The sequence below is a fragment of the Mesorhizobium sp. M7A.F.Ca.CA.002.04.1.1 genome (assembly GCF_004022805.1).
Taxonomy (GTDB): Bacteria; Pseudomonadota; Alphaproteobacteria; order Rhizobiales; family Rhizobiaceae; genus Mesorhizobium; species Mesorhizobium ciceri.
Genome location: NZ_RZPL01000632.1, coordinates 1 through 3,408 on the forward strand (window position 1 = coordinate 1; position 3,408 = coordinate 3,408).

Annotated in this window: 3 protein-coding genes and 1 pseudogene; all 4 read right to left on the reverse strand. The window is 63.0% G+C overall.

The window, feature by feature from the left end:
• A pseudogene (locus ENZ75_RS25700) lies at positions 1-199 on the reverse strand (ribose ABC transporter substrate-binding protein); the annotation flags it as partial.
• A gap of 25 nt (positions 200-224) precedes the next feature.
• On the reverse strand, positions 225-1,394 hold the full coding sequence (locus tag ENZ75_RS25705; RefSeq protein ID WP_063167546.1) for an extracellular solute-binding protein: 1,170 nt from the start codon (positions 1,392-1,394) through the stop codon (positions 225-227).
• On the reverse strand, positions 1,391-2,551 hold the full coding sequence (locus ENZ75_RS25710) for a CaiB/BaiF CoA-transferase family protein (protein WP_063167547.1): 1,161 nt from the start codon (positions 2,549-2,551) through the stop codon (positions 1,391-1,393). Before ENZ75_RS25710 ends, ENZ75_RS25705 begins: the two co-directional genes overlap by 4 nt.
• Position 2,552: 1 nt before the next feature.
• Entirely contained in the window at positions 2,553-3,104 is a 552-nt protein-coding gene (locus tag ENZ75_RS25715) for a MaoC family dehydratase (RefSeq protein ID WP_013533014.1), read from the reverse strand.
• Between the last annotated feature and the right edge of the window lie 304 nt (positions 3,105-3,408).

Here is a 3,408-nt window from a genome sequence, read left to right on the forward strand (position 1 = left end):
GGCACCTTTTCCACGGTTTCGGCGGCGCTGTGAAATTGTCCCAGGCCGAAGGCAGCACCTTCTGCGGCGCGCCGTCATATTGCGCCTTGAGTTCGGTCGGCAGCCCGCCGATGACGCCTTGCACATCCTGCGCAAAGGCGGTCGTTGCAAGCGAGGCAAGCGCGGTTGCGGCCAGCAGGCCGCGGATCATTCCTGTCATCTCGTTCTCCTCCGTTCGGTTTGGTTCAGGCTCCTCCACCGGCAGCGCCGGACACCTGCACCGGGGAACTCTCCCGAAACAGGCGATTGAGATCGGCAACAACCTGTCGGGCTTGATGCCGGGAGGTCATGCCGGAAAGGATGCGTTCGGATGCTGCTTGCTGGAAAGTCATGTAGCCGTCGTGGCGCGGCCGCACCCATGCACCCTCCAGCGTCGCGCGCGTATCCCGATAGAAGTCGCCGGTCGCTTCATTGACAGCCTGGTCCTCCCAGGCCGCTGCATGGCCGGGCTGGCCGCCGGCGGCGGCATAGGCGCCACGCTGGACATCGCCGCTCGCGACCCAATAGGCGAAGTCGATCGCGGCATCCCTGGCTTTGGAAAAGGCTGATACGGCTATGCCGGTGCCGCCAAGCGCCGAACCGACCGGGCCGCCGGAACCGATGACCGGAACATCGGCAAAGGCCAGCCGGTTCGCCCGAAAGCCAGCCGTCGCATAGGAAACGTAACCATAGATCAGTGGCGCGCAGACGAACCTGGAACCGGCCTCCGCCATACGTTCGGAGACGGCAATCGGGTCCATCTCGAAACACGCGGGATCGACCAGCGCTGCGATCTCGCGCATTGCCTCGAAGACTTGGCTACCGATCTCCACATCGATCAGATCGTCGGATGGATCGGTCGTGCAGGCATGCCCGAGATTCCCGGCAAGCGTGTAGAACACCATCAACACGTGAGGCGGCCGCAGCGGCAGCAGCACGCGGCCTTGCCGGGCGAGATCGAGCACCTCGCTCCAGCGCGCCGGTGGCGCACCGATCGCATCCGGACGCCATGCCTGGACCTGCGTTGCCGCATCGATCGGGAAAGCCCATTGCCGTCCTTGCCAGTTGTAGCTCGGATAGGACTGGCCGATGCTGCCCGAGGCAAGGGCCGTGCGTTCCGCCTCGCGTCCGGCGACATCCAGCGGCTCCAGGCAGCCTTCGGCCGTGATCTGGCCGACATGCGGATGGTCGATGACGATGAGGTCATAGGCGCGCGCCAGTTCTTCGACCGGGAAGGATTCGAAGTCCTGCAGCGAGCGCTTGTCCCATTCGATGGCAATACCGGTCTTCTGCTGCCACAGCGCCGAGCAGGCGACCATCGGATCATAGCCACGCGGATGGCTCCAGGTCATGCCTTTGAGCTTGGGCGAACTCACAGGCCGAACTCCGCGCGGATGGCGGCACTGTGCTCGCCGATGCGGGGCGCCGCCCGATCGGCCTTGGCTCTTATGCCATCGACCCGGAGCGGCGAACTGGTGGTGAGGATCGAGACATCGTCCTCGCGCGTCACAGTCTGCAGCATGCCGAGGGAATGGAACCCTTCGCTCGCCAGCATCTCCGGCCAGGTCAGCACTTTGGCGCACCAGATGTCGGCCGGCTCGAGGATATCAAGCCACTCGTCGATCGTCTTGGTGGCGATCCGCTGTGCGATGATCGCCTTGATGTCGTCACGCGCGGTGAACCACGACGCAGGCTTGTCGCGATAGGGTGCGAGTTCGCTGAGCGACAGGAGATCGGCCAGCTTGGGAATCGGCGTCATGGCGATGGCGAGGTATCCGTCCTTGGCCGGGTAAACACCGTAAGGCGCCGACAGATAGGCATGCGCGCTGCGGAAGCTGGAGCGCCTGGGCAGCCGGCGGCCGTCATTGAGATGCGTCGTCAGCACCTCGAACTGGAAATCGACCAGCGCTTCCAGGAGACTGGTTTCGATATGGCTGCCCTGGCCGGTGATGCCGCGCCGCACGAGTGCGGCCAGAATGCCCTGCGCGCAGGCGGCACCGGCCAGCATGTCGCCGATGGCAAGACCGAACGGCACCGGCCCTTGGTCCTCATCGCCGTTCAGCCACATCACGCCGGAGCGCGCCTGCGCCAGCAGGTCTTGGCCGGGTCTCTTGACCCATGGTCCGTCTTCGCCATAGCCGCTGATCGAGGCATAGACCAGCCGCGGATTGATCTTGCGGACCGCCTCATAGTCCAAGCCGAGCCGCTCGATGACGCCCGGCCGGAAATTCTGGATCAGCACATCGGCCTTGGCCAGAAGGCCGCGCAACGCCTCGAGATCGGTCTCGTTCTTGAGGTCGATGGCAAGACTTTCCTTGGCCCGGTTGATGGCATGGAAGATGGTGGAATCGCCGCCGATCTCGGTGTCGCTGAGATAGAGCCGGCGCGACAGGTCGCCGCCATCCGGACGCTCGATCTTGATGACGCGGGCGCCGAGATCGAGCAGCCTGAGTGAGCAATAGGGCCCGGACAGGAACTGGCTCATGTCGACGACGACGAGACCGGCGAGCGGCAATTCGGCTGCTGCCGGCATGCTATTTCTCCGTCTTGCCGACGAAGTCGGCCGGGTTGCGGTACTTCACCGTCTGCAGATGCTCGCAATAGAGAACCAACTCGCCTTCGCCCTTGAACACCTCATAGCTGGCGCGGATCAGCCCCATTTCCTTGTAGCGGGGCTTCTTGTCGAGGTTGGAGCGGATCGAATAGATCGTGTCGCCAATGAAGACGGGTTTTATGAAGCGGAGCTTGTCGTAGCCATAGGAGAAGGCATTGACGCAGTTGGTGGCGACCAGCCCCAGGCCAGCCGAAAAGACAAAGGCGCCGGCGATCAGCCGCTTGCCGAAAATGCCTTCGTTCTCGGCAAACATCTGGTCCTGCACATAGGGGTGGATGTCGAGCACCAGCGTGTTGAACAAATGGCTGTCGCCTTCGGCCATTGTGCGCCGCAACGAGCGGATCTTCTGGCCGACGGGCCAGTCCTCGTAGAACCAGTTTTCGGCATTCCACACCGGCAGCGCGGCGTGATCTCCGGGCATGTTCTTGGGATGCGTCGAGGCGACGCCGACGGTAGGTGCGAAATCGTTCATGGTCGGCACCGCCAGACCTGCATGGGGCACGTCACAGCTGTCGGAAAACGCATCAAGGCGTCGAAATACAAGACGTCTCCTCCCGTCAATCTTCTTTTGTAAATAGTATTTTCACATATGGGGTTGCGTTGCAAGCGTGAACAGGGGAAATTTTGGCTGCTCCCGCGCGCCAAAGCGCAGGCGGGTAGGGGAGGAAATCATGCGCGAGAATTGTCTGGTCTTTGTCGGCAGCCTGAACCGCGAGGCGCCGTATTTTCAGGGCGCTCGGGGCGTCGGCCTCAGCGTCTACAGCTTTGACGAGACG